Origin of the sequence: Streptomyces sp. UNOC14_S4 (assembly GCF_020740835.1) — a bacterium.
In the GTDB taxonomy this organism is placed as follows: Bacteria; Actinomycetota; Actinomycetes; order Streptomycetales; family Streptomycetaceae; genus Streptomyces.
In genome coordinates this window covers 1-5,552 of sequence record NZ_JAINFC010000494.1, presented here as the reverse complement: position 1 = coordinate 5,552, position 5,552 = coordinate 1, and the positions used below count along the sequence as shown (strand labels likewise).

Genomic DNA, 5,552 nt, shown 5'->3' with positions numbered 1-5,552 from the left:
CCCCTCACCACCGACCCCGGCACCGCCTGCCGCCTGCTGCTCGCCGCGGCGCAGCCAGGCGGCGGCCAGCAGACCCACCGCGACGTGCGCGGCGAGCAGCAGGCGGCAGGCGGTGCCGGGGTCGGCGGTGAGGGGCCCGCAGGGGCCGTCGAGGGAGCCCCCGCCGCAGAGCACGGTGAGCGCGCCGGGGACGGGGTGGCCCTTCGCGCCGTAGCAGGTGTGCTGGCCGACGGTGAAGACCGCGTCGGCGGCCAGTTCCAGCGGGACGAGCAGGGCGGCGATGTGCCCGAAGCGGCGCTCCCGGCCCGCGAGCGCGTAGGCGAGGGCGAAGACGGCGGCGGAGGTCGCGGCGACGGTGGCCACGGGCAGCGGCGCGCCGGACAGCAGCACATGGGAGCCCGCGGACAGCACGACGCACAGCGCGGTGAAAACCCCCGCGCGCGCCGTCCGCAACCATGCCGCCGATATGTCCACGAGGACCGAGTGTGTCATGCCAGGCGATAAGCCCCCACTAAAGGCATCAGGGCGGCGCCCCGTAAGGGGCGCGGGGAACTGCGCGCCCAGCCCCCACCGGCCCGCACCCGCGCACAAAGCGCAAGAGGCACCCCAATAGGCGCCCCCGGAACCAGCGGAGCCGCACGGCTGTCAGTGGCTGCCGGTAACCTTCAATGCTGCCGTTCCTTCCGGCCCTCGAGGGCCGGAACCGTTCCGCCGGAGGTCCCCCACCGTGTCGTCCAAGCCGCCGTTCACGCACCTGCACGTCCACACGCAGTACTCGCTGCTCGACGGCGCGGCGCGGCTCAAGGACATGTTCAATGCCTGCAAGGACATGGGCATGACACACATCGCCATGTCCGACCACGGCAACCTGCACGGCGCGTACGACTTCTTCCATACGGCGCAGAAGTCGGGCATCACCCCGATCATCGGCATCGAGGCGTACGTGGCGCCCGAGTCCCGGCGGAACAAGCGCCGTATCCAGTGGGGCCAGCCGCACCAGAAGCGCGACGACGTGTCCGGTTCGGGTGGTTACACCCACAAGACGATCTGGGCGGCGAACAAGACCGGTCTGCACAACCTCTTCCGGCTGTCCTCCGACGCCTACGCCGAGGGCTGGCTGACGAAGTGGCCCCGTATGGACAAGGAGACGATCTCCCAGTGGTCCGAGGGCCTGATCGCCTCCACGGGCTGCCCGTCCGGCGAGGTGCAGACGCGCCTGCGCCTCGGCCAGTTCGACGAGGCCATGCAGGCCGCCAGCGACTACAAGGACATCTTCGGCGAGGGGAGGTACTTCCTGGAGCTGATGGACCACGGCATCGAGATCGAGCGCCGGGTCCGTGACGGCCTGCTGGAGATCGGCAAGAAGCTCGGCATCCCGCCGCTGGTCACCAATGACTCGCACTACACCTACGCGCACGAGGCGGGCGCGCACGACGCCCTGCTGTGCATCCAGACCGGCAAGAACCTCTCCGACCCGGACCGCTTCAAGTTCGACGGCACGGGCTACTACCTGAAGTCGACGGAGGAGATGTACGCCATCGACTCCTCCGACGCCTGGCAGCAGGGCTGCGCCAACACCCTGCTGGTCGCCCAGCAGGTCGACACCACCGGCTGGTTCGACAAGCGCGACCTGATGCCGAAGTTCGACGTCCCCGACGGCTACACCGAGATCACCTGGTTCCAGGAGGAGGTCCGGCTCGGCATGGCCCGCCGCTTCCCCGGCGGCGTCCCGGACGACCGGCAGAAGCAGGCCGAGTACGAGATGGACGTCATCATCCAGATGGGGTTCCCGGGCTACTTCCTCGTGGTCGCCGACTTCATCATGTGGGCGAAGAAGAACGGCATCGCGGTCGGCCCCGGCCGTGGTTCCGCGGCCGGTTCGATCGTCGCGTACGCCATGGGCATCACCGACCTCGACCCGATCCCGCACGGCCTGATCTTCGAGCGCTTCCTCAACCCCGAGCGCGTCTCCATGCCCGATGTCGACATCGACTTCGACGAGCGCCGGCGCGCCGAGGTGATCCGGTACGTCACGGAGAAGTACGGCGCCGACAAGGTCGCCATGATCGGCACGTACGGCACCATCAAGGCCAAGAACGCGATCAAGGACTCCGCCCGCGTCCTGGGCTACCCGTACGCGATGGGCGACCGCATCACCAAGGCGATGCCCGCGGACGTCCTCGGCAAGGGCATCCCACTCTCCGGCATCACCGACTCCTCCCACCCGCGCTACAGCGAGGCGGGCGAGGTGCGCGGGATGTACGAGAACGAGCCGGACGTGAAGAAGGTCATCGACACCGCGCGCGGCGTCGAGGGCCTGGTGCGGCAGATGGGTGTGCACGCGGCCGGCGTGATCATGTCCAGCGAGACGATCACCGACCACGTCCCCGTCTGGGTGCGGCACACCGACGGCGTGACCATCACGCAGTGGGACTACCCGAGCTGTGAGTCGCTCGGCCTGCTGAAGATGGACTTCCTGGGCCTGCGCAACCTCACGATCATGGACGACGCCGTCAAGATGGTGAAGGCCAACAAGGGGATCGACATCGATCTCCTGGCCCTCCCGCTCGACGACCCCAAGACCTTCGAGCTGCTCCAGCGCGGTGACACCCTCGGTGTCTTCCAGTTCGACGGCGGGCCCATGCGGTCCCTGCTGCGTCTGATGAAGCCCGACAACTTCGAAGACATCTCCGCCGTGTCCGCCCTCTACCGGCCGGGCCCGATGGGCATGAACTCGCACACGAACTACGCGCTGCGCAAGAACAAGCAGCAGGAGATCACGCCGATCCACAAGGAGCTCGAGGAGCCGCTCAGGGAGGTCCTCGACGTCACCTACGGCCTGATCGTCTACCAGGAGCAGGTGCAGAAGGCCGCCCAGATCATCGCCGGGTACTCGCTCGGCGAGGCCGACATCCTCCGCCGCGTGATGGGCAAGAAGAAGCCCGACGAGCTGGCGAAGAACTTCACCATCTTCCAGACGGGCGCGCGCAAGAACGGCTATTCCGACGAGGCCATCCAGGCGCTGTGGGACGTGCTGGTGCCCTTCGCCGGCTACGCGTTCAACAAGGCGCACTCCGCCGCGTACGGCCTCGTCTCGTACTGGACGGCCTATCTCAAGGCCAACCACCCCGCCGAGTACATGTCCGGGCTGCTGACCTCCGTGCGCGACGACAAGGACAAGTCGGCGATCTACCTCAACGAGTGCCGCCGCATGGGCATCAAGGTGCTCCCGCCGAACGTCAACGAGTCCGAGGCCAACTTCGCCGCCCAGGGCGACGACGTGATCCTCTTCGGCCTCACCGCCGTCCGCAACGTCGGCCAGAACGTGGTGGACTCGATCATCCGCAGCCGCAAGTCCAAGGGGAAGTACGCCTCCTTCCCGGACTTCCTCGACAAGGTCGAGGCCGTCGTCTGCAACAAGCGCACCGTCGAATCGCTGATCAAGGCCGGCGCCTTCGACACGATGGGGCACACCCGCAAGGGCCTCACCGCCCACTACGAGCCGATGATCGACAACGTGGTGGCGGTCAAGCGCAAGGAGGCGGAGGGCCAGTTCGACCTCTTCGGCGGGATGGGCGACGACACCGCGGACGACGGCCCCGGCTTCGGGCTGGACGTGGAGTTCTCCGACGTCGAGTGGGAGAAGTCCTACCTGCTCGCCCAGGAGCGCGAGATGCTCGGCCTCTATGTGTCCGACCACCCGCTCTTCGGCATCGAGCACGTCCTGAACGACAAGGCCGACGCCGCGATCTCCCAGCTCACCGGTGGTGAGCACGCGGACGGCGCGATCGTCACCATCGGCGGCATCATCTCGGGCCTCCAGCGCAAGATGACCAAGCAGGGCAACGCCTGGGCCATCGCCACCGTGGAGGACCTGGCGGGCTCCATCGACTGCATGTTCTTCCCCGCCACCTACCAGCTGGTCTCCACCCAGCTCGTCGAGGACGCCGTCGTCTTCGTCAAGGGGCGTCTCGACAAGCGCGAGGACATCCCGCGCCTGGTCGCGATGGAGCTGATGGTCCCCGACCTCTCCAACGCGGGCACCAACGCCCCCGTGATCATCACCATCCCCACGGTGAAGGTCACCCCGCCGCTGGTGGAACGGCTCGGGCAGGTGCTCGGCCACCACAAGGGCTCCACCGAGGTGCGGATCAAGCTCCAGGGCCCCCGGAAGACGACCGTGCTCCGGCTGGACCGGCACCGGGTCACCCCCGACCCGGCGCTCTTCGGCGATCTGAAGGTGCTGCTCGGCCCGTCCTGCCTGGCGGGCTGAGCCCGCTGCCCGACAAGTCCCGTCATGTCATGCGTGGGGCGCGCCCGGTTCTCCGGGCGCGCCCCACGCGCGCTTCAAGGCGCCGACGAGGTGACCGGACGGCGGGCCCTCCGCGGCCCCGCCGCCCGCCAGCCACTCGACGGGCCGCCCGTCAGTGGCCCGTCAGTTGTGGCCGAAGCGCTTCTGCTTGCCCTTGCGCGCGACGTCGCCGGGCGTCACCTGGGACTGCCGCTGCTCGCTCTGGGCCTCGATCGAGGACTTCTGCGCCTGCTGCTGGCCGCGCTCCGCCGGACTGGCCGCCTGCTGGCTCCGGTTCTGCTTCCTGTTCTTCGCCATGCTGTGCCTCCACTCGGGGTTTCCCCCCGCCGAACACACTCGCACGCACCGACGAAGCGTGCATTTCGGGTAATTACCGTGCGTGATCCGTGCACTTACCGTTGAACACCCGTATCCGCCACGCCGAAGATCCAGTTCGGACTGATAACCCCCGCGAGGTCGGGCAGACTCCTGGAAAGCCGAGCGAAGACCGGGGCACGACCGTGCCGGGGGCCCACCGCGCTTGACGGACAGAAAGAGGGTGGAACGTGGACCGCTGCGTCGTCCTGGTGGACGCCGGGTATCTGCTGGGCGCCGCCGCGAGCCTGCTGGCCGGCGAGCCCGCCCGCTCCCGGATCACCGTGGACCATACGACCCTGATCCAGGGCCTCCGCGAACGCGCCGAGGCGGAGACGGAACGGCCCCTGCTGCGGATCTACTGGTTCGACGGCGCCCCCGACCGGGTCCCGCAGCCCGAGCACCGCAGGCTGCGCGTGATGCCCCGGGTGACCGTCCGGCTCGGTGCCCTGACCCGCAGCGACGGCCGCTGGGCCCAGAAGGGCGTGGACGCCGCCATGCACGCGGAGCTCACCGAGCTCGCCCGCAACCGCGCCTGTTCGGACATCGTGCTCGTCACCGGCGACGGGGACCTGCTGCCCGGCCTGATGTCCGCCAAGGAGCACGGCGTCGCCGTCCACCTGTGGGCCGTGCAGGCCGCCGACGGCGACTACAACCAGTCCGAGGACCTGGTGGCCGAGGCCGACGAGCGGCGGGTGCTGGACCGGGTGTGGATCACCCGGGCCGTGCGGGCCAAGGAGCTCACCGGACCGTGCGCACCCGCGCCCGTGCCCCGCCCCGAGATCGCCGCGATCCTCTCCGCGCCCCTGCCGGAGACCGCGGCCTCGGCGGCCTCGGCGGCGCCCAGCCACCCGGCCGACCCGCGGCCCGCCGCGCGCAACGGCAC

4 protein-coding genes are annotated in these 5,552 nt (G+C 69.3%); 2 read left to right on the top strand and 2 right to left on the bottom strand.

Translation table 11 applies throughout. From position 1 onward, the window contains the following. On the bottom strand, positions 1–492 hold a 492-nt coding region (locus K6I34_RS30415), incomplete at its 3' end, for a hypothetical protein (protein WP_229330852.1). A gap of 235 nt (positions 493–727) precedes the next feature. On the opposite strand from K6I34_RS30415, the gene dnaE reads away from it, so the two are divergent. After that, on the top strand, positions 728–4,273 hold the full coding sequence (dnaE, locus tag K6I34_RS30410) for a DNA polymerase III subunit alpha (protein ID WP_229330851.1): 3,546 nt from the start codon (positions 728–730) through the stop codon (positions 4,271–4,273). A gap of 162 nt (positions 4,274–4,435) precedes the next feature. Here dnaE and K6I34_RS30405 read toward each other — a convergent pair whose 3' ends face one another. Continuing rightward, positions 4,436–4,609 (bottom strand): hypothetical protein, encoded by a 174-nt coding sequence (locus tag K6I34_RS30405; protein ID WP_229330849.1) that lies wholly within the window; start codon positions 4,607–4,609, stop codon positions 4,436–4,438. A gap of 248 nt (positions 4,610–4,857) precedes the next feature. Between K6I34_RS30405 and K6I34_RS30400 the strand changes: the two genes are divergently transcribed. Then, on the top strand, positions 4,858–5,552 hold a 695-nt coding region (locus tag K6I34_RS30400), incomplete at its 3' end, for an NYN domain-containing protein (protein ID WP_229330847.1).

What these genes read in the sequence shown, in the direction of transcription:
- K6I34_RS30405 (WP_229330849.1), bottom strand. Translation starts at nt 4,609, where the DNA reads ATGGCGAAGAACAGGAAGCAGAACCGGAGCCAGCAGGCGGCCAGTCCG.